Origin of the sequence: Stenotrophomonas sp. YAU14D1_LEIMI4_1 (genome assembly GCF_003086815.1) — a bacterium.
Classification (GTDB): Bacteria; Pseudomonadota; Gammaproteobacteria; order Xanthomonadales; family Xanthomonadaceae; genus Stenotrophomonas.
This window is the reverse complement of the sequence record NZ_CP025997.1, coordinates 790,295-810,066: the sequence shown is the minus strand read 5'-3', so window position 1 is coordinate 810,066 and position 19,772 is coordinate 790,295. Positions and strand designations below refer to the sequence as shown.

The 19,772-nt window shown below is 67.9% G+C and carries 15 protein-coding genes and 1 riboswitch; of the genes, 7 read left to right on the top strand and 8 right to left on the bottom strand.

The window, feature by feature from the left end:
• The first annotated feature begins 51 nt into the window (after positions 1 to 51).
• Positions 52 to 135: riboswitch (S-adenosyl-L-homocysteine riboswitch) on the top strand.
• A 36-nt stretch (positions 136 to 171) separates the two neighbouring features.
• The 3 genes from ahcY to C1932_RS03525 all read left to right on the top strand — a co-directional run bounded on the left by ahcY (position 172) and on the right by C1932_RS03525 (position 4,134).
• Positions 172 to 1,617, top strand: a complete 1,446-nt coding sequence (gene ahcY / locus C1932_RS03535; protein ID WP_108761257.1) for an adenosylhomocysteinase — start codon at positions 172 to 174, stop codon at positions 1,615 to 1,617.
• Between the two features lie 337 nt (positions 1,618 to 1,954).
• Positions 1,955 to 2,722: a lysozyme inhibitor LprI family protein gene (locus tag C1932_RS03530; protein ID WP_234412293.1), complete on the top strand. Its 768-nt coding sequence runs from the start codon at positions 1,955 to 1,957 to the stop codon at positions 2,720 to 2,722.
• A gap of 50 nt (positions 2,723 to 2,772) precedes the next feature.
• Positions 2,773 to 4,134: a peptidoglycan-binding domain-containing protein gene (locus C1932_RS03525; protein ID WP_234412292.1), complete on the top strand. Its 1,362-nt coding sequence runs from the start codon at positions 2,773 to 2,775 to the stop codon at positions 4,132 to 4,134.
• 61 nt (positions 4,135 to 4,195) lie between these two features.
• Here C1932_RS03525 and C1932_RS03520 read toward each other — a convergent pair whose 3' ends face one another.
• Positions 4,196 to 5,038 carry a tetratricopeptide repeat protein gene (locus tag C1932_RS03520; RefSeq protein ID WP_108761255.1) on the bottom strand — a complete coding sequence of 281 codons (843 nt, stop codon included), beginning with the start codon at positions 5,036 to 5,038 and terminating at the stop codon, positions 4,196 to 4,198.
• Between the two features lie 96 nt (positions 5,039 to 5,134).
• Here C1932_RS03520 and ybaK point away from each other — a divergent pair, with 96 nt between their 5' ends.
• Together ybaK and C1932_RS03510 are read left to right on the top strand one after the other, a co-directional pair.
• A complete protein-coding gene (gene ybaK / locus C1932_RS03515) occupies positions 5,135 to 5,608 on the top strand; it encodes a Cys-tRNA(Pro) deacylase (RefSeq protein ID WP_108755429.1) in 474 nt (157 codons plus the stop codon).
• Positions 5,608 to 6,099: a hypothetical protein gene (locus tag C1932_RS03510; protein ID WP_108761254.1), complete on the top strand. Its 492-nt coding sequence runs from the start codon at positions 5,608 to 5,610 to the stop codon at positions 6,097 to 6,099. Before ybaK ends, C1932_RS03510 begins: the two co-directional genes overlap by 1 nt.
• A 36-nt stretch (positions 6,100 to 6,135) precedes the next feature.
• On the opposite strand, the gene C1932_RS03505 is transcribed toward C1932_RS03510, so the two are convergent.
• The 4 genes from C1932_RS03505 to C1932_RS03490 are packed head-to-tail and all read right to left on the bottom strand — an operon-like array spanning position 6,136 to position 9,437.
• Positions 6,136 to 6,693 carry a DUF3228 family protein gene (locus C1932_RS03505; protein ID WP_108761253.1) on the bottom strand — a complete coding sequence of 186 codons (558 nt, stop codon included), beginning with the start codon at positions 6,691 to 6,693 and terminating at the stop codon, positions 6,136 to 6,138.
• Positions 6,694 to 6,741: 48 nt separating this feature from the next.
• Complete coding sequence (locus C1932_RS03500) at positions 6,742 to 7,473, bottom strand: LytTR family DNA-binding domain-containing protein (RefSeq protein WP_108761252.1); 732 nt, start codon at positions 7,471 to 7,473, stop codon at positions 6,742 to 6,744.
• Positions 7,470 to 8,516: a histidine kinase gene (locus C1932_RS03495; RefSeq protein ID WP_108761251.1), complete on the bottom strand. Its 1,047-nt coding sequence runs from the start codon at positions 8,514 to 8,516 to the stop codon at positions 7,470 to 7,472. Before C1932_RS03495 ends, C1932_RS03500 begins: the two co-directional genes overlap by 4 nt.
• A gap of 24 nt (positions 8,517 to 8,540) precedes the next feature.
• A complete protein-coding gene (locus tag C1932_RS03490; protein WP_234412291.1) occupies positions 8,541 to 9,437 on the bottom strand; it encodes an alpha/beta hydrolase in 897 nt (298 codons plus the stop codon).
• 200 nt (positions 9,438 to 9,637) lie between these two features.
• On the opposite strand from C1932_RS03490, the gene metF reads away from it, so the two are divergent.
• Together metF and C1932_RS03480 are read left to right on the top strand one after the other, a co-directional pair.
• On the top strand, positions 9,638 to 10,465 hold the full coding sequence (metF, locus tag C1932_RS03485) for a methylenetetrahydrofolate reductase [NAD(P)H] (protein WP_108748541.1): 828 nt from the start codon (positions 9,638 to 9,640) through the stop codon (positions 10,463 to 10,465).
• A gap of 40 nt (positions 10,466 to 10,505) precedes the next feature.
• A complete protein-coding gene (locus C1932_RS03480; protein ID WP_108761250.1) occupies positions 10,506 to 11,087 on the top strand; it encodes a DUF4124 domain-containing protein in 582 nt (193 codons plus the stop codon).
• 69 nt (positions 11,088 to 11,156) lie between these two features.
• Here the strand turns inward: C1932_RS03480 and C1932_RS03475 are convergent, their stop codons facing one another.
• From C1932_RS03475 to C1932_RS03465, 3 genes are all read right to left on the bottom strand, one after another.
• Positions 11,157 to 12,113, bottom strand: a complete 957-nt coding sequence (locus C1932_RS03475; RefSeq protein WP_108761249.1) for a Nudix family hydrolase — start codon at positions 12,111 to 12,113, stop codon at positions 11,157 to 11,159.
• Positions 12,114 to 12,206: 93 nt separating this feature from the next.
• The gene (locus C1932_RS03470) at positions 12,207 to 15,794 is read right to left on the bottom strand and encodes an autotransporter domain-containing protein (RefSeq protein ID WP_108761248.1); all 3,588 of its coding nucleotides are present in this window, start codon (positions 15,792 to 15,794) and stop codon (positions 12,207 to 12,209) included.
• A 304-nt stretch (positions 15,795 to 16,098) separates the two neighbouring features.
• Positions 16,099 to 19,740, bottom strand: coding sequence for an autotransporter outer membrane beta-barrel domain-containing protein (locus tag C1932_RS03465; protein WP_108761247.1), 3,642 nt, complete (start codon positions 19,738 to 19,740; stop codon positions 16,099 to 16,101).
• Between the last annotated feature and the right edge of the window lie 32 nt (positions 19,741 to 19,772).

Here is a 19,772-nt window from a genome sequence, read left to right as displayed (position 1 = left end):
ACGGCCCCCATCTGCCGATGGTTGGGGGCCGCGATATACTGGGCGTTCTCCCCTGCCGAGGGGCGCTGCGACCGGAACCCATGAGGCCCGGCCAGGCTCGGTAAGGTGGCTTTGTAACAACGGCGCCCGGCTAGATACGAGCACCCGCTCGTCCACAACCGGAGCTACTGCATGAACGCTGTTGCCAAGACCTTCTCCACCGAAGGCGACTACAAGATCCGCGACATCACCCTGGCCGACTGGGGCCGCAAGGAACTGGACATCGCCGAGCATGAAATGCCGGGCCTGATGTCGATCCGCCGCAAGCACGCCACCAGCCTGCCGCTGAAGGGCGTGCGCGTGACCGGTTCGCTGCACATGACCATCCAGACCGCGGTGCTGATCGAAACCCTGAAGGACATCGGCGCCGATGTGCGCTGGGCCTCGTGCAACATCTTCTCCACCCAGGACCACGCCGCCGCGGCCATCGCCGCCACCGGCACCCCGGTGTTCGCCTGGAAGGGCGAAACCCTGGAAGAGTACTGGGACTGCACCCTGGACGCGCTGACCTTCACCCTGGCCGACGGCACCCTGACCGGTCCGGAACTGGTGGTGGACGACGGCGGTGACGTGACCCTGCTGATCCACAAGGGCTACGAGCTGGAAAACGGCAGCGACTGGGTCAACACCGCTTCGTCCTCGCACGAAGAGCAGGTCATCAAGAACCTGCTCAAGCGCGTGGCCACCGAGCGCCCGGGTTACTGGGGCCGCGTGGTGAAGGACTGGAAGGGCGTCTCCGAAGAGACCACCACCGGCGTGCACCGCCTGTACCAGCTGGCCCAGGCCGGCACCCTGCTGATCCCGGCGATCAACGTCAACGACTCGGTCACCAAGAGCAAGTTCGACAACCTGTACGGCTGCCGTGAATCGCTGGCCGACGGCCTGAAGCGCGCGATGGACGTGATGCTGGCCGGCAAGGTGGCCGTGGTCTGCGGCTACGGCGACGTGGGCAAGGGCTGCGCCGCCTCGCTGCGTGCCTACGGTGCACGCGTGATCGTCACCGAGATCGACCCGATCTGCGCCCTGCAGGCGGCGATGGAAGGCTACGAAGTCAACACCATCGAATCGACCCTGGGCCGTGCCGACCTGTACGTCACCACCACCGGCAACAAGGACATCATCCGCATCGAGCACCTGAGCGCGATGAAGGACCAGGCCATCGTCTGCAACATCGGCCACTTCGACAACGAAATCCAGGTCGATGCGCTGGTGGCGTTCCCGGGCGTGAAGCACGTGAACATCAAGCCGCAAGTGGACAAGTACATCTTCCCCAACGGCAATGCGATCTTCCTGCTGGCCGAAGGCCGCCTGGTGAACCTGGGCTGCGCCACCGGCCACCCGAGCTTCGTCATGTCCAACTCGTTCGCCAACCAGACCCTGGCCCAGATCGACCTGTGGGCCAACAAGGACAGCTACGAGAAGAAGGTCTACCTGCTGCCCAAGCACCTGGACGAAGAAGTGGCCCGCCTGCACCTGGAAAAGATCGGTGTGAAGCTGACCACCCTGACCCAGGAACAGGCCGATTACATCGGCGTGCCGGTGCAGGGCCCGTTCAAGCCGGACCACTACCGCTACTGATCGTGCCGATGCAGCCACGCATGGCGTGGCTCTACAAAGGCTGCGGGTCGGATCCCTTTCCGCAGGAAAGGGCTCTGACCCCCGCAACGGATTTACACAGAACGGGCGCCTTCGGGCGCCCGTTCTGCGTTCCGCGCGCCCTGTCACAGAGCCCTACGAAGTCGCTTGCTACGCTTTCCCCCCCTGCGGCCCCCGCCGCAGGTGTTCCAGTGCCCAGCCCGCTCCGTGCGGCCGCCACGGCGCCCCCGTTCCATGGTTCGCCCCATGCCTGCCGCCAGCAGGCCATGCGCCAGGACGCAGACATCAAAGGATCGACATGCAGCGCAGCAGTGAACGTATGACCCGGGCCCTGAAGCCCCTGATGACCCTGTGCTGGGTGGCCCTGCTGGCCGCCTGCACCCCACCGTCCAGCGACGCCCAGGCCACCGCCCCGGCGGCGGCCAGCGAAGCGGCCGGTGCCGACGGCAAGGGCGCCACCGCCCCGGCTGCCGCCCCCGCAGGCAGCACCGCGTGTGCCGATGGCGCATCGCCGGCGCAGACCCTGATCTGCAAGGACCCGGCCCTGACCGGCCTGGACGCGGACCTGGGCAAGGCCCTGGCCACCGCACAGGCCACCCTGGACAGTGCAGGCCAGACCAGGCTGCAGGCCGAGCAGCAGCGCTGGATCCAGCACACGCGCGACCTGTGCGGCGACGCACAGTGCCTGCAGCAGGTGTTCGCCGACCGCATCCAGGTGCTGACCGCCACCCGTGACGGCCTGGTCGACCAGGACGCCTGCGAAACGCCCGACGGCCAGAAGCAGTGCGTGGACACGCTGGTCCTGCGCGACCCCAACAGCCAGCTGGCAGCCTTCAACACGCTGCTGGGCGAAAACGGCCAGGAAGGCCGGCTGCTGGGCTGCAGCGCCGCCACCAACATGGGCGGCGGCCCCAACGCCCTGCTGGCGGCCAACTGCACCCAGGAAACCACCGCCGGCAAGCGCAACGTGCAGCTGTGCAGCAACCAGATGGTGGGCCAGTTCGCGCTGGAGCCGGCACCGGCCGCCTACGGCGCCCAGGCCACCCGCCAGCTGCTCGGCTTCACCCAGCAGCACTGCGCCGGCTGAGATCCGCCGGGCGCGCCCGGCTCTTTTTTCCTCTTTGAAGGACCATGACCATGGCAACGGATTCCACACTTACCCGCGAACAGCTGTCCACGCTGTTCCTCAACACCGAGCTGGGCGGCAATACCCGCCACCTGGACCACTTCGCATACGCGCAGAAGGGTGCCAGCACCTACTCGTTCGGGTTGGTGCAGTTCGACGTCGGCGGCAACCCGCAGGCCCGGCGCTTCCTGCGCGACAACGGCTTCACCGCCGGTGACATCGAACTGCTGTCGCAGCAGGGCGGGCTGAGCACCCAGCAACTGGCGGCGCTCGACGCCAAGCTGCAGGCCATTCCGCAGGCGAAGATGGACGAGCTCACCAACGCCAAGCTGGACAGCGCCATCGAGCGCGTCGACGACGCCATCGCCAAGGTGCGTGCCACCAACCCGGCCGCCGCCGATGCCATCGCGGCCAACCCGGAACTGCAGCTGGCCATGGCCGACTACGACAACCAGTTCGGCAGCATGGGCCCGCAGTTCATCAACTATCTGGCCGGCAACGCGGAAAAGCTGCAGGGCGGCACCATCCAGGCCGGCAATCCGCCGACCCGCGGCGACGTGCAGAACTTCGTCGATGCCACCAAGTACGGCATCCAGGCGCCGGGCGCCGTGGCCAGCCGCGATGAGCGCTTCGACCGGGCCATGACCCAGATCGGCATCACTCCCACCCATGCCCCCTCGCACGGTTCGCCCGGAACGCCTGCCGGCAACGGCGTGCTGGTCAACGGCAGCAAGGGCGATGAGGTGCAGGCCATGCAGCAGAAGCTGTCCGACCTGGGCTACCTGGGCAAGGACGGCAAGCCGCTGGTGGCCGATGGCGATTTCGGCCCCGGCACCCTGGAAGCGGTCAAGCAGTTCCAGCGCGACCACCAGCTCACTGTCGACGGCAAGGCGGGCGGCGACACGCTGGGCGCGCTGGATGCAGCCACCCAGCAGCACGCGCAGGCGGCCGAACAGGAACGCGCAGCGGCCGAGCCGACCATGGCCAGCCCGGGCCACGCCGACAACCCGCGTTACCAGCAGGTCGTGGAAAAGCTGGAAGCGCTGGAAGAACAGCGCCGCCAGGGCGGCCTGTCGCCGCTGTTCAATGACCGCAACCAGCTCGAGAATGCTGCTGGCCAGGTGGCTTACGAGTCCAAGGTGGCCGGCATGAGCCAGGTCGACACCGTGCTGGCGCGGCCGGACAACCAGGGCGTGTTCGCGGTGCAGGGCCAGCTCGGCGATCCCGCCATGCACCGCACCTACGTCGACCTGTCGCAGGCGGTGAACCAGAACCTGCAGGACAGCACGCGGCAGAGCCAGGCGCTGGACAACGAACTGTCGCAGCGGCAGACCCAGGAACAGATGCAGACCCAGCAGTCGATGTCGCGCTGATTCCGCGTAACGGGGTCGGATACCTTCCCAACGGAAAGGGCTCCGACCCCATGGCCTGGATCTACATGCGCTGCCGGTCATCGTGCAGCGCAGTCTGGCACCGTGCGGCGAAGTCGCGCTGCCAGGCCTCCAAGTCGAAGCCTTCGCGCTGCTGGAAGGAAACAGTCTCGCTGCTCAACACGTAGCAGCGGTTCTGGCTCACACGCAGTGCCGCCAGCGTGTCGCCCGCCTGCCAGCACTGATCAATGCACGCCTGCATCAGCGCATAGTCCGGGTTGGTCTTGGCGCCACCGAAGCCGAATCCCATCTGCTGGGCCATCGCCAGCACGGGATCGCCGCTGGCATCGGCTGTACGCAGGATACGCAGCACACCGGGCTCGGGAATGCCGAACGCCCAGTTTGCCAGAATGGCGGCGCGTGCCGCCGCCACCGCCTCCGCATGCTGGCCCAGGCGCATCTGCTGCCCTGCCAGCATGGCCCACGCACGCTGCAGTTCCGGAAAGCGGCTGCAGGCATCTTCCAGCAGCCCGATTGCCTGGGCCGGCTCAGCGGCCTGCACATGCAGCTGCGCGCGCTCGATCAAGGGCAATGGCGATTCCGCATCCGGGACCGCGTGCTCATGCGGCGCCCCGCCCTCATCGTCGTCTTCCTCCGCGCCACCGGCATCGAGCCACTGCGCGAAGACATCCAGCGAGGAATGGCGGAAGACCATGCGCCCTTCGTCATGGAACATTTCGCAGACCACGGGCGGCTCAGCCTCGCGACCCAATGCCCAGTACAGACCGAACTGATCACCGTTGCCCAGCGCACCTTCGGCGATCGGCCAGAAGCCCTGCGGTGGGTAGGGCCCCGCGCACGGCTCGCTATCCAGGGTCAGGCCATGAAGCAGGTGCGGTGCGCGCATGATGAGATTCCAGACGGTGTGCAGCGCGCATTATCGCAGGGGCCCGCCAGTAGCCTCGGTCAAGGCAGGCCCGCGCCTGCGCGCTACGATGCGTGCATGACCCCCGCCATCAATCTGCTCAAGCGCGAGAAGATCGCCCACACCGTGCGCAGCTACGTGCACGATGCCCACGCCGCCTCCTATGGCAGCGAAGCCGTGGAAAAGCTCGGCCTGGACCCGGCACAGGTGTTCAAGACCCTGCTGGCCAGCACCGAAACCCACGAGCTGCTGGTGGCCATCGTGCCGGTGGCCGGCCAGCTGGACCTGAAAGCGCTGGCCGAAGCCGCGGGTTGCAAGAAGTGCGAAATGGCCACTGCCGATGCCGCACAGCGCGCGACCGGCTATCTGGTCGGTGGCATCAGCCCGCTGGGTCAGAAGAAGCGCCTGCGTACCTTCCTCGACGCAAGTGCGGAACCGCTGCACACGCTGCACGTCAGCGCCGGCCGTCGCGGCCTGGAAGTGGAACTGGCACCGCGCGATCTGCTGCAGCTCACCGGCGGACACTTCGCCGCCATCGGCAGGGCGCGCTGATGCGCTGGCCGTGGTCTGCGGCGCCAGCACCCGTTCTCGACCATGCCCAGGCGCAGGTGCTGCTGCAGGACCTGCTGTCAGGCGACGGCGGGCGCATCACCGACGCCGCGCGTACGCTCGCCCGACTGTTCGATGCCGGGCCGCTGGATGCGCTGGCGCCGCATGCGGCGTTGATCGAGCAGCGCAGCGCGGGCATTGCGCTGGGCGGCATGCTGGTCAGCAACCAGTCGCACCTGAAGGCGGCGCTGCAGCGGCTGCGTTACTGGCAGGCGGGCACTGGCTGCCTGTGCGCACTCAACCCCAGCTATCCGTTCTTCGACCCTCGTCGCCTGATCGAACACGGGCAGATGCAGCTGCTGTCGCTTGACGCAGCGGAGGATGGCTGGGGCGACTGCCACAGCGTCGCCTGCACCCACTGCGGCCAGCAGTGGCAGGCCATCGATCGCGAGTATCACTACCCGTGGTGGGAGTGGAAGACCAGCGGCCGGTGAAGCAGCCACGCATGGCGTGGCTCTACTGCCCTGCCCTTACGGCCGCCAGTTGGCGTTGTTTTCCCAGAATTCCACCGAACGCCGGTACGCCTCACGGTCCAGCGGCACGCCGGAACCACCCTCCTCCACGCCCAGCGCATTGCGCATCATGGTGATCGGGGCCATCGGCACTTCTTCCGGCTCGGCGGTGTAGATGCAGCCGACGATGCCCCAGTCGGCCTCGATCGGCGAACCTTCCTTCGCCAGCTGCTCGGCGCTGTACAGGATCACCACCAGGTAGTTCGCGCGCGGCGATTCCACGCCCTCGAACCAGCGCACCAGTACCGGCAGCTCCTCGCGGTTGCGCGCTTCATAGCCGCTGCGCAGCAGGTGCCGGTTGGCCTCGGTCACCGGTACCGTCAGGCAGCGTGTGCTGGTCCAGTTCTCGTAGACGAACAGCTTGCAGAACGGTGCATAGCCATCCAGCACCTTGAACGGCGCGTGCGCGTTCAGGTGCGCCTGGAACTGCTCGGCGCTGACGTCCTGGATGGTGTTGCCACGCGGCACGCGCGGGAACAGGCGGGGACGGGCGAATTCGGTGAGGACGATGGACATGGTGTGGTGGCAGCAGAAGGTCCAGCACAGGGTAACCGCTGCGCCCGCCTACAGCGCCATCCGCTCGCGCAGTTCCCGCGCCTGCCGTCGTGATACTTCAACCTCGCTGCCATCATCCAGTGCCAGGTCGTAACCATCACCCACGCTGGGGTTCACCGCGCGGATGCGGCGCAGGTTCACCAGCGTATTGCGGTTGGCACGGAAGAACATGTCTGGTGGCAGTCGCGCTTCCAGCGCACTCAGGCTGCGGCTGAGCAGGGCGTTCTCGCCACGGAACCACAGTCGGGTGTAGTTGCCATCCACAACAAGGCGGCGGATCTCGCTGACCGCCACGAACCAGCAGCGCTCGCCGTCGCGCACGAACACCTGGTCATGCGCACCCAGCGTGCCGCGCGCCGCCGGCACTTCGGCCTGCATGTCCTCGCGCTGGCGTGCCCGCTGCAGTGCTTCCAGCAGTCGCGGCGCCTCGACCGGCTTGACCAGGTAATCCAGCGCGTTGGCCTGGAAGGCGCGCACCGCGTAAGTGTCGTAGGCGGTAACGAACACCACCGCCGGCGCGCGCTCCAGCCCGTCGAGCACGTCGAAGCCGCTGCCGGAGGGCATCTGCACATCCAGCAGCACCAGGTCCGGTGCAAGCGTGGCGATCGCCTCGCGTGCCGCCGGCACGTCATCGGCCTCGCCCACGCACTGCACCCACGGCCAGGCCGACAACAGCGTGCGCAGCTCCTGCCGCGCCAACCGCGCGTCGTCGACGATCAATACGCGCAGCAAGCCACTCATTGCGGTATCTCCAGCAGGGCCTGCATGCCCTGGCCCACCGGCTGCAGGGTGAAGCGCCCCTGGCTGCCAAGCTGCGCTCGCAGATAGGCCAGGCCGATGCCATGACCATGGATGTCGTCGCTGCCGCTGGGCCGTGGGTTGTCCACCTGCAGGCGCAGCACGTCGCGGTCCAGCGTTGCACGGATGTGCACCTCGCCACCGCCCGGGCGCTGGGCGATACCGTGCTTGATCGCGTTTTCCACCAGCAGCTGCAGCGCCATCGCAGGCAGCTGTGCCTGCAGGGCATCGGCGTCAATGTGGCGTTGCACCTGCAGGCGCTGCTCGAAGTGGATGCTTTCAATGGCCAGATAGTCATCAACCACGGCCAGCTCCTCGGCCAGGGTGACCTGCTCGCTGCGGTTGTGCGCCAGTGCCTGGCGCAACGTGCGCGACAGCCGGGTGACCATGTCGCGCGCGCGCTCGGGGTCTTCCAGAATCAGCGCGCGCAGGTTGTTCAGTGCGTTGAACACGAAGTGCGGATTGAGCCGGGCACGCAGTGCGTCGCGCTCCAGCGCACTGCGCTCGGCCTCGGCGCGCAGGCGGGCCAGTTCGGCATGGCGCGCACGGCGCACGCTGTGCAGGCCGGCCCACACCGCGGTCCACAGGCCCAGCACCAACACGGTATTGAGCCAGTAGAGCACGCGCGCGAGTGGGCGGAAATCGGCCGGACGGCCAGCGAAATCCACCCATCCCAGCGCCAGTGCCGGCTGCAGCACGGCCGTCAGCAGCAGCTGCGCCAGGGCCGCGCCCAACAGCACCGCCAGCGCCAGGCGCACGGCCAGCGCGCCGACCTCCAGTTGCCACCAGTGACGCGCCACCGCCAGCGCGCGCATGGCGCCGCTGACAGCACACAGCGCAATGGCCAGGCCCACGCTGATCAACGTGCCGCCACTGCTGGCGCCAGCACCGAAGGCCCCGCTCATGGCCAGACTGAGCAGGCCGAACAGCAGCCAGCCGATGCCGTTGATCAGCCAGAAGCGCAGCGTGGAGGTGGGATCAGGCATGGTGGAAACCCAAGGCAGCAAGCATCAGCGGTGGCTGTCCAGGAACGCCTGCACCTGCGCCTGCAGCCACCGCGGATCATCCCACATCAGGAAATGGTGGCCGCTGGCGCTCAGTTCGATGCGCACATCTGGCAGTGCCGCGTACTGCGTCTGGAAGATCGTACGCGCCGAGGCTTCGGTGGCACCGAAGGTCTGGTACGACGCCCACGCACCGAGAACCAGGGTGGGCGAACGGATGCCCGCCACGTCCTGCCGCAGGTCATGCACCAGCAGCGAATACATCGCACCCGCCGTGCTGGCACGGTCGCTGTCGCGGCCCCAGCGCTGCAGTTCCGGCAGTCGCGCGGCGACGTTGGTCAGCGGCGCCAGCGCCGCCTCAGCCTGTGCCTGGTAGCTGGCCGCGTCCGCCGCCAGCATGGACGCGCGCATCTGCCCGGCCAGCGCCCGCACGCTCTGCGCAGTGGCCTGCGGGTTCTGCATGCCAGCGTAGAACGGCACCGCGTCCACGATGATCAACGGCCCCAGCGCATCCGGTTCCTGCACGGCCATGGCCAGGGTCAGCACGCCGCCCAGGCTGTGGCCGATCACTGCCGGATGGTGCAGCTTCCGGGCGTGCACATAGGCCAGCACCTGATCACGCATGGCCGACAGGAAGTCGTCCGGCAGCGGATCGGCGGGCGCCGCGCCTGCAAAACCCGGCAACTGCAGCAGATGGCACTGCACGTCCTTCAGCGCCAGACAGGTCTCGCGCCAGACCTCCGCACTGCTGTTCAGGCCGGGAATCATCAGCAGCGGACGGCCGGTGCCGACGACCTCGACCTCGACGGTGCCGCGGGTCGCGGTGGCGGCGTGCGCCAGCCCGGGCCCCAGCACCGTCATCGCCACGCCCATCATCAACAGCCGTGCCAACAGGCTCTTCATCGCACTGCTCCTTCATCGGGCGAAATTGCCACGGCAGCAGCGTGCCGGTGGAGTGGGGTCAGCGGTTGCGATTCAGGAGCAACGGCCCGGCAGCCGGGTGAACGGTCGCGCGCGACGGGCCAGTTCTTCACACCATGCAACTTCACATCCATCTTGATGGAGCGATATACTCAACCGCACCCGCCGCCATCGCCCGTGCCATGACCGCCATCAGCTTCGAGTTCTACCCGCCCAAGACCGATGAGCAGCGTGGCCAGCTGGACCGTGCCGCCGCCCGGCTGAAGGCCTACGCGCCCGACTATGTGTCCTGCACCTTCGGCGCCGGTGGCTCCACGCTCAGCTACACCTCCGAAACGGTGCGCCACCTCAACCAGCACCATGGCTTCGACGCGGCACCGCACCTGTCCTGCGTGGGCGGCACCCGCCAGGAGATCCGCGAGCTGCTGAAGCTGTACCGCGCCATCGGCTGCCGCCGGCTGGTCGCACTGCGTGGCGACCTGCCCTCGGGCATGGGGTTTCCTGGCGACATGCGCTATGCCGCTGAACTGATCGCCTTCATCCGTGCCGAACACGGCGATGCCTTCCACATTGAAGTGGGCGCCTACCCGGAAACCCACCCACAGGCGTCGGATGCGTTGGCCGATCTGCGGCACTTCAAGGCCAAGATCGATGCCGGCGCCGATGCCGCCATCACCCAGTACTTCTTCAACGCCGATGCGTATTTCCACTTCGTGGATGCCGTGCGCAAGCTGGGCGTGACCGTGCCGATCGTGCCGGGCATCATGCCCATCGCCAACTTCAGCCAGCTTCGCCGCTTTTCCGAACAGTGCGGCGCCGAAATCCCGCGCTGGATCAGCCGCAAGATGCAGGCCTACGGCGACGATGCGGAATCTGTGCGGGCGTTCGGTGCCGAGGTGGTCGCCGGGCTGTGCCAGCGCCTGGTGGACGGCGGTGCGCCGGGCCTGCACTTCTACACCCTGAACCTGGCCAAGCCGACGGTGTCGGTGTTGAAGCTGTTGCAGGGCTGATTACGCACAACTTTATCGGCATCGGCGTTACGCTGGGGCCATGAACCTCGCAATTCCCGCCGTGCTGGCTGTCGTGCTGGCCAGCCTGCCGGTGCTGGCCCACGCGCAGGCCACACGCTTGAACCGCTGCACCGATGCGCAGGGCCAGAGCGTGTACACCGATCGCCCCTGCGACAGCCTGGGCGCGCGGTCGCGGCAACCGCCGCCCGCTCCCGCCGCTGCCACCGCGCAGCGCGACACACTGGGCGCGCAGTGCCCGCGCCGGCTGAGCGAGCTGGTGCAGGCCGTGCAGACCGCCGTGGCGACCGGTGATGTGAACCGGCTGTCGTCGCTGTATCTGTGGGGTGCGGTGTCCGATGCAGGAGCGCAGCGCATCCTGGGGCAGCTGGAATCCGTCGTGCGACGCCCGCTGGTGGATGTGGTGCCGGTGTACCCGCAGCAGGTGGTGGATGAGGGTCAGAGCCCTGCGGTGCAGGGATCCAACCCTGAGGAACCTGAGACGCCTGTGCGCCGGCATCCGGTGGGGCTGCGGCTGGAGCAGACGCTGCCTGGCAGCGCTACACGCGCGGCCACGGTGGTGGGGTTGCGGCGGCAATACGGGTGTTTTTGGATCACCCTTTGAGATCGCATCCAGGGGTGGGGTCGGATCCGCGCGCAGCGCGGCTCTGACCCTGCCTCAACCTCTGACCCCTCAGGTGGGCCACAGGCCGCGGATCGCGGCGATGCCCTGTGCGCCGTGGCGACGGGCGTCGGCCACGTGGTGCGGTTCCATCCCGCCCAACGCGTAGATCGGCAACGACACCTGCGCGCGCAGCGCAGCGAATCCTTCCCAGCCCAGCGGCGTGGCACCGGGATGGCTGGCCGTGGCCTGCACCGGTCCCAGCACTGCGAAGTCACAGCCCAGCTGCTGCGCGGCCTGCAGTTGCGCCAGGTCGTGGCACGAGGCAGCCACCAGCTGGCCGGCCGGCAAGGGCCGTTCGGCCAGCGCCAGCACCTGCTCACTGCCCAGATGTACCCCGACCCCCAGCGCTGCGGCCAGTTCGATATCGCGGTTGACCAACCACTGCGGCCCGCCGCGACGATGGGAGCCGATGGCGCTTTCGATCAGCAGCTGGCGCTGCGGGTGCTGCGGCGGCAGGCGCAACTGGATGCGCTGGTGGCCGGCGGCAACCGCCTGCTGCAGCTGCTGCTGCCACTGCTGTGCCAGTGCGTCGTCGTCGGCCGGCGCCGGGGTGATCAGGTACTGGTCGGGCTGGCGCAGTGCAGCCACCACCGGCAGATCGGCCGGCGGCATCGAATAGCGGCCCAGCTTGTCCTGGGCTACCCAGGTGATGGCCTGGCCTTCGCGCCCGCGCGGGCTGCCCTTCCAGCTGCGCACATGGCGCACTTCCAAGGTCAGGTGCTTGTCGGGGTAATGTTGCGGCACATCCATCAGCCAGTCGCCGATGTCGGCCTCGATGCCCAGCTCTTCGCGCAGTTCGCGCACCAGGGCCTGTTCGGAGGTTTCACCCGGTTCGCGCTTGCCGCCGGGGAATTCCCACAGCCCGGCCATGTCGCGGTTCTCGGTGCGGCGGTTCAGCAGCACGCGGCCGCGGGCGTCGGTGATGACTGCGGCCACCACGTGAATCGATCGTTTCGGGGGAGGCATGGCCAGAGCATGCCCAATCGGCGGCGCCCAGCGCAACCCTGAAAAGGGGGCCCCTTGCGGGGCCCCCGCTCTACATCCACGCGCTGCGCGTGATCAGAACTGCACGTTCCAGGTCATCTGCGCGCCCAGCTCACGCTGACCGCTGCCAAGACGACCCTGTGCGCCCAGTGACAGACGGCTGTGTGCGCCGGTGTTCACCGCCACGCCCAGCTCGGCGATGCCGACGTTGCGGGCCAGCGGCACGCCATCGATGCTGAACGCGCTGCTGCCCACCACGAACTGATGACGCGAACGGCTACGCACATCGCCGGCCGCGTTCTGCCAGGCCAGGCCGGCCACCAGGCGGGCACCGTCGTCCTGGCCAGCACTGATGTCCCAGCTGGCGCGCAGACCGGCGGTCGCGGTCCACATCTCGTCCTTGCTGGCATCGATCACCAGCGCGGTGCTGCCGCCGGTCTCCTGTGCGGCATCGGTGGACAGGCGGGTGTAGGCCACGGCCACGTACGGGGTCAGCACCAGGCGATCCAGGTCCAGGTCCCAGCCGCCTTCGGCGAAGCCGGACACGGCATCGGCGCTGTAGCCGGCGCGCAGGCGCTGCTGCATGCCACCGACGATCGACGCGCGATCGGTATCCAGGTCGTAGTCGGCATAACTGGCACCGGCGGTGAACCAGGCCTCGCCCATGCGGTAGGCGGCGTACAGGCCACCGTGCACGGCATCGACGTCAGCCTTGCTGCTGCGCGCGTCCACCTGCTGGCGCAGGGTCCCGGCACCGGCGGCCAGGCCCACGGTCCAGGCGTCACCGAAGGTCCAGTCCAGGCCGGCCATCAGACCTTCGCGGTGCTGGCGGCTACGGGCGCTGCCGTGGTCGCCGTCCTGGCGATTGGCGGCGACACCGCCGGACAGCCAGAAGCCACCGCCCTGCGCCTTGATCGTCGGGTCCGTGCGCAGGCGCTGGGAAATGCCTTCACGCAGGAAGCGATCGTCCAGCAGCAGCGCACGGTTGCTGGCGTGGATTTCGCCGGACAGGTGATCGAAGGCCAGCCGCGCTTCGTCGGCGTCCAGCATCAGCAGCTGGTTGTACAGCGCCAGCGCCTGCCCGGACTGCTGCAGGGTGTCCAGGGCGCCGGCAATGGCCTGGTGGTTGCCGGTGGTGGCCGCAGCGCCGAATACGGCCGGCGGGGTCACGCCGCCATCCTCCGAACCGGGATCCGGGCCCTGCCCGTCACTCTTGACCCCGATCAACAGACGCACGTCGTTGCCGGTCTGCACCAGGTTGGGGTCGAGGAAGGCCGAACGCGAGATCACGTCATCGAACTGGCCTTCAATGCCGCCGGCCGCACTCAGGATCGTATAGCTCTGGCCCTTCTGGTAGCTGGTGGCCGGGTCCAGCGCGGTGATGCGCACGCCGGTGGCACCATGTTCACCGGAACGAGCGACGTGGCCCAGGTAGGCCTTGCCGGTCACCGTCAGCAGGTCGGCCTGGCCGTTGCCCAGCACGTCCACGTCGTAGAACGCCTTGTCGGCGACCTCCTCGGCGGTGGCAGCCATGTTGTTGAAGTACAGGTCACCATCAGTGGTCATGGTGCCCACACCGTTGTGGCCCGGAGACAGCACCGCGCCGTTGCGCACGACGGTCTGGCCCACGGTGGCGTTGCCGGCCAGCACGCCGCCGTCGAGGACGATGGCGGTCGAGCTGCGGATGATCGCGCTGCCGAAGCCCGCGCCGTAGCTGATCTCCTGCTGGAAGCCCGACGCACCGTTCAGTACCAGGGTGCCGCCGGTCACGGTGATGCCCTGCGGCAGCGCCTGGCTGCTGCCGCTGTAGCCCTGGCCGGTATAGGTATCGGAATTGATGACCAGAGTGCCGCCGCTGACGTTGATGTCGCCGCCAAAGGCGGTCAGGTCACCGTCCAGCGTGGTGCTGCCGGCCAGTTGATGCAGGCCACCGTAGGTCATCGACGCAGAGGAGCTGGCGATGGTGTTGGACAGGGTGATGTCACCGGTGTGGTTGAACAGCAGGCCGCCCCGGCCGTTGTTCATGGTGATCGGCGAACCGTCCAGTTCACCGGCCGCTTCGGCCGCTGCCCACACCGGGCCGCCCGCCCTGGTCCAGTCCTGCAGGCCGCCACCGATGACCAGGTAGCCGTTGTGGTCCAGCGTATAGCCGGTGCCGGCACTGAGCGTGGCACCGTTGTTCACCACCAGCACGCCGAGCGGATCGAACGTGCCCCTGCCGACGGTGATGCCGTTGGCAGCGCTGATGGACGAACCGGCACCACTGACCAGGACCTGTTCGGGGTACAGCTCGATGTCGTGCTTGGGCCACTGCGCGCCACCGGTCACGGTGAGCGTATCGGTGGTGATCTGGGCGCCATCGAGCACCTGCAGGTCGGTGGTGACCTGCATGGCGCCGCTGTTGACCCACTGGCTGCCGGCGCCGGTCAGGGTGGCCCTGGTCCGGCTGCCGTCGGCACTGGCACCGTACGAATTCTGGAGTTTGGCCACGTCCGAACGGATCGCGCCGCCGTTGTCGACCCGCAGACTGGCCGTGGCCTCCACGCGCGCCGACTCAATGGCCGAACCCGCGCCACTCACTTCAATGCGCCCAACCTGCCCCTCGTCGCCGAAGAGCAGGTTCGGCCCTTCGGCGATCAGCGAGGTGGTCGCATGCAGCACGCCACCCTTCTCCACCCGCAGCAGCGCGTGGCCGTAGTGCGCCAGTTCGACCGTATCGGCCTGCACGCTGCTGGCCGTGGACACCAGCAGGGTACCGGTTGTGTCGGTATTCTGGGCGAGCACGATGTCCTTGGCCACCAGGACGCCGCCATCGGTCACCCTGACCGTGCCAGTGACACCGTCGTCTATGCCCACCGCCAGGGTCCGGCCAACGTTGACCGTGCCACCGCTTGCAATGTTCAGCTCGCCGTTGCCGCGCTGGCCGACCAACAGATGGTTGTCGGTGATGTTCAGTACGCCGCCGGTGTCGACCGTGACCGAACCGGTGCTGCCTGATGACGCGCCGATGCGCATGCCGTACGACAGCGGAACGGGCGCGGCGATGGTTTCCACCACGCCGCCGTTGCTGATCACCAGTTCACCGCTGCCGAAGTTGCCGACCTCTAACTGGCGTGCGGTGAACGTTGAACCTGCACCATCGACCCGCACCGCACCGTGGCTGCCGGCCAGGGTGCCCAGCAGCACGTTGCGCCTCACCGCGACGGTGCCGCCGTTGCTCACGTTCAGCGCTCCCCTGCCGGCATCGCCTACGCGCATGTCGTCAAACACGCTGGTCAGACTGACGCGACCGGTACCGGACACGTTCAACGTGCCGACGCCACCGGCCAGCGTGCCCAGGGAAGCAAATCCGTTGGTTGCCAGGCTGCCGCCATCGACAACGTTGACCACCACGGTGCCGTCCGGGCCGACGCGGAAGCCGTCGACGTAGCTGCGCGGATCACTCACCGTGTCGTCGACGGTGAACTCGTACGCGGTCGCCAGTGCCGACTGCGCGGGCAGCACGGCCAGGCCGAGGGCCAGCAGCAGCGCAGTGCGCAGCGATGCGGGGCGGTGGGTGTGGCCGACGCTGGCGCGACCGGGCGCATGCGAAACGGCAAGTTCAGATGCGACCTGCATCTGGCCGGTGGTGCGGTTGAACACCAGGCGATAGATCCTGTTCATGAAGCTCCATGTGGATGTCGATCAGGGATACGCGATGCCGCGGGGGCGACATCGGCGCAGCTCCGCCGGCAGGTTCTGCAGCCCCGCCGCGGGGCTCCAGCAACTTACGGGCGACATCGATGCATGCACATGGCAGGGGTCCGACTTTCCTGTGAGGGTTGCCCCGCCACGTGAGTCGGGCAAGTCTGAAAAATTTCGTTGTGAGCAGACGCTCACAAGAAGCGCGCCCCAGAGTTGGCTGAAGAACCCAAAAAAAAGGGGCCCCTTGCGGAGCCCCCGGTCTACATCCACGCAGTACGCGTGATCAGAACTGCACGTTCCAGGTCATCTGCGCGCCCAGCTCATGCTGGCCGCCACCGGCGCGGCCCTGTGCACCCAGCGACAGACGGCTGTTGTCGCCGATGTTCACCGACACGCCCAGCTCGGCGATGCCGACGTTGCGGGCCAGCGGCACGCCATCGATGCTGAAGGTGCTGCTGCCCACTGCAAAGCGCTGGCGCGAGCTGCTGCGCACATCGCCGGCCGCATTCTGCCAGGCCAGGCCGGCCACCAGGCGGGCACCGTCGTCCTGGCCCGCGCTGATGTCCCAGCTGGCACGCAGGCCGGCCGTCGCGGTCCACACCTCGTCCTTGCTGGCATCGATCACCAGCGCGGTGCTGCCGCCGGTTTCCTGCGCGGCATCGGTGGACAGGCGGGTGTAGGCCACGGCCACGTACGGGGTCAGCACCAAGCGATCCAGATCCATGTCCCAGCCGCCTTCGGCGAAGCCGGACACCGCATCGGCGCTGTAGCCGGCGCGCAGGCGCTGCTGCATGCCACCGACGATCGACGTGCGATCGGTATCCAGGTCGTAGTCGGCATAGCTGGCACCGGCGGTGAACCAGGCCTCGCCCATGCGATAGGAGGCGTACAGGCCACCGTGCACGGCATCGACGTCGGCCTTGCTGCTGCGCGCGTCCACCTGCTGGCGCAGCGTCTCGGCACCGGCGGCCAGGCCCACGGTCCAGGCTTCACCGAAGGTCCAGTCCAGGCCGGCCATCAGGCCTTCGCGGTGCTGGCGGCTACGGGCGCTGCCGAGGTCGCCGTCCTGGCGATTGGCGGCGCCACCGCCGGACAGCCAGAAGCCACCGCCCTGCGCCTTGATCGACGGATCGGTGCGCAGGCGCTGGGAAATGCCTTCACGCAGGAAGCGATCGTCCAGCAGCAACGCACGGTTGCTGGCGTGGATTTCGCCCGACAGGTGATCGAAGGCCAGCCGCGCTTCGTCGGCGTCCAGCATCAGCAGCTGGTTGTACAGCGCCAGCGCCTGCCCGGACTGCTGCAGGGTATCCAGCGCGCCGGCAATGGCCAGGTGGTTGCCGGTGGCGGCAACGGCACCGAACACGGCCGGCGGCGTCACGCCACCGCCCTCGCCCGGAGTACCCGGCGTGCCCGGCGTGCCCGGCGTCCCCGGATCTGGGTTCGGACCCGGGCCAGGCCCCGGGCCGGTCTCGTCACTCTTCACCGCGATCAGCAGACGCACGTCGTTGCCGGCCTGCACCAGGCTGGGGTCGAGGAAGGCCGAACGCGAGATCACGTCATCGAACTGGCCTTCAATACCGCCGGCCGCACTCAGGATCGTGTAGCTCTGGCCATTCTGGTAGCTGGTGGCCGGGTCCAGCGCGGTGATGCGCACGCCGGTCGCGCCGTGTTCACCGGCATAGTTGACCTTGCCCAGGTAGGCCTTGCCGGCCACCGTCAGCAGGTCGGCCTGGCCGTTGCCCAGCACGTCCACATCGTAGAACGCCTTGCCGGCGACCTGCTCGGCGGTAACGGCCATGTTGTTGAAGTACAGGTCACCATCGATGGTGATGGCACCCACACCATTCTGGCCCGGCGACAGCACCGCGCCGTTGCGCACGAAGGTCTGGCCCACGGTGGCGTTGCCGGCCAGCACGCCGCCGTCGCGGATGTTGGCGGTCGAGCTGCGGATGATCGCGCTGCCCAGGCCCGTGCCGTAGTTGATTTCCTGCTGGAAGCCCGACGCGCCGTTCAGCACCAGGGTGCCGCCGGTCACGGTGATGTCCTGCGTCACCGCCTGGCTGCTGCTGGTGTAGCCCTGGCCGGTATAGGTATCGGAATTGATGACCAGGGTGCCGCCGCTGACGTTGATGTCGCCGCCAAAGGCGGTCAGGTCACCGTCCAGCGTGGTGCTGCCGGCCAGCTGGTGCAGGCCACCGTAGGTCATCGACGCAGACGCGCTGGCGATGGTGTTGGACAGGGTGATGTCACCGGTGTGGTTGAACAGCAGGCCGCCCTGGCCGTTGTTCATGGTGATCGGCGAACCGTCCAGTTCACCGGCCGCTTCGGCCGCTGCCCAGGTCGGGCCGTCGGCAGCGGTCCAGTCCTGCAGGCCGCCTCCGATGACCAGGTAGCCGCTGTTGTCCAGCATATAGCCGGTGCCGGCACTGACCGTGGCACCGTTGTTCACCACCAGCACGCCGAGCGGATCGAAGGTGGTGCGGCCGACGGAGATGCCGTTGGCAGCGGTGATGGACGAGCCCTCGCCGCTGACCAGGACCTGTTCGGGGTACAGCGCGGCGGTGCCCTTCGGGAAGTCCGAGCCACCGGACACACTGAGGGTGTCGGTGCTGATGCGGGCGCCGTCGAGCACCTGCAGGTCGGTGGTGACTTCCATCACGCCGGTGTTGATCCACTGGCTGTCGGCACCGGTCAGGGTGGCCTTGGCACGGCCGGCGCCGGTGCCGGCAACGAACGAGTTCTTGATGTTGGCCACGTCCGAACGGATCGCGCCGCCGTTGTCGATCAACAGGCTGGCCGTGGCGTCCACGCGCGCCGATTCGATGGCCGAACCGGCACCGCTGACTTCAATGCGGCCGACCTGGCCCCGGTCACCCGACGAACCGTCCGGCGTTTCGGCGATCAGCGAAGTGGTGGCACGCAGCACGCCACCGTTTTCCACGCGCAGCAGTGCATTGCCGCGTTCGCCCAGTTCGAAGGTGTCGGTCTGCACGGTGCTGGCGCCGGACACGCGCATGGTGGCGGTCGAGCCGGACTCCTGGCCGAGCAGGATGTCCTGGGCCACCAGTACGCCGTCGGTCACGTTGACCGTGCCGGTGGCGCCGTCGACGATGCCCACGGCCAGGGTCTGGCCGACGTTGACGATGCCGCCGCTGGCCACGTTCAGCTCGCCCTGGCCGCGCTGGCCGACGATCAGGTGGTTGTTGGCGATGTTCAGTACGCCGCCGGTGTCGACGGTGACCGAACCGGTGCTGCCTTCGTCCGCGCCGATGCGCATGCCCTGCAGCAGGGTGGAACTGTTGACGGCGGTGGTGTCGACCACGCCACCATTGCTGATCACCAGACTGCCGCTACCGGCCTTGCCGATATCGATCTGGCGTGCGGTGAGCTTGGAACCCACGCCGCTGACCAGCGCTGCACCCTCGCCGCCGGACACGTTGCCCAGCACCACGTTGCGGGCCACGGTCACGGTGCCGCCGCCGGTCAGGTTCAGCACGCCCTTGCCCGCATCACCCACGCGCATGTCGTCGAACGTATTGGTCAGCACGACGCTGCTGCCGAGCCCGGTCACGTTCAAGGTGCCGATGCCGCCGACCGCCGTACCCAGCGATACCGGGCCATTGGAGGTCAGCACCGCGCCCGACACCAGGTCAATGGTGATCGGCGAATTAACACCGATGCGGAAGCCATCGGCGTAGATGGCGCTGTCGGACACGGTCTCGCTATCGGTGAAATCGTACACGGCCGCCAGCGCAGACTGCGCGGGCAGCACGGCCAGCGCCAGCAGCAGTGCGCTGCGCAGCGACGAAGGGCGGAGGACGTGGCCGACGCTGGTGCGGCCCGGCGAATGTGACGTGGTGAGTTCAGATGCAACCTGCACCTGGCCGGTGGTGTGGTTGAACACCTGGCGATAGATCCTGTTCATGAAGCTCCATGTGTTTGTCGATCAGGGATGCG